2 pseudogenes are annotated in these 760 nt (G+C 55.5%); both read right to left on the bottom strand.

The features are described 5' to 3' along the window. Positions 1-402, bottom strand: a pseudogene (locus tag OQK_RS30965) (HAD family hydrolase); the annotation flags it as partial. A gap of 100 nt (positions 403-502) precedes the next feature. Beyond that, positions 503-760: pseudogene (locus tag OQK_RS30960) on the bottom strand (glycosaminoglycan attachment site); the annotation flags it as partial.

Below are 760 nucleotides of genomic sequence, written 5' to 3'. Positions count from 1 at the left end.
GCCAATTGCGTAGCTGAAGCCATAACCATCAAGCGTTGGATACAGTCGGCGGACAGGTTCTCCATACGGCGCAGCGAGATTGGAGGCAACAGCGATCTTGATACCTTCGGCCTGCAACATTTCCACGGCCCGCAACCCATCATCATACGGTTCGATGCTACTGAGATCCGCGTGAAGTGCACCTTGGATTTCGGCCATGAGATCGGGCCGGATGCTGATCCCGAAAAGCTCAGCCGCTTCCGCAAGGCCCAGGCTACGGGTCATGACTTGGTGTAGATCGTTCGTTTGAGGTCGACGCCCTTGGCGGATGCCTTCTTTCAAAATCATGCGATAGGGGTGTCTGCCCTGCGGGATTCGAAGCAAGGTGCCGAAGGCGTCGAAGAGTATGAACCTGACGGACATCTGAGTTGCCTTTAGGAACAGCGGATCGAAGTCCGCTTCATCTGATCTGGCAGGATACAGTGGATTAGAGGGTTGGGCACCTGAAGCGACCAGTCAGCTATCAAGTGAGCTTTACGCTGTGCAGCATCCTCAACAACAGAAAGTCATCCGGGGCATCCATGATGAGCTCTCCATCATCCGCGACCCTGACCTCGCAGAGCCGAGGATGACTCAGTAACCCGGGAGGCAGAGGATTGCGAGCAAATGGATTGTGGAGCACATACAGGCCGTCCATAAGGTGCTCGGTATAGTCTCGTTTCGGTGCTGTCCGCACCACTGGAAACAGGCTCCCTGGATTGGGGTGGAAGCTGGTGTACAC

It is taken from the genome of Pseudomonas sp. R62 (genome assembly GCF_000257605.1).
GTDB lineage: Bacteria > Pseudomonadota > Gammaproteobacteria > Pseudomonadales > Pseudomonadaceae > Aquipseudomonas > Aquipseudomonas atacamensis.
This window is presented reverse-complemented; position numbering and strand designations above follow the sequence as displayed.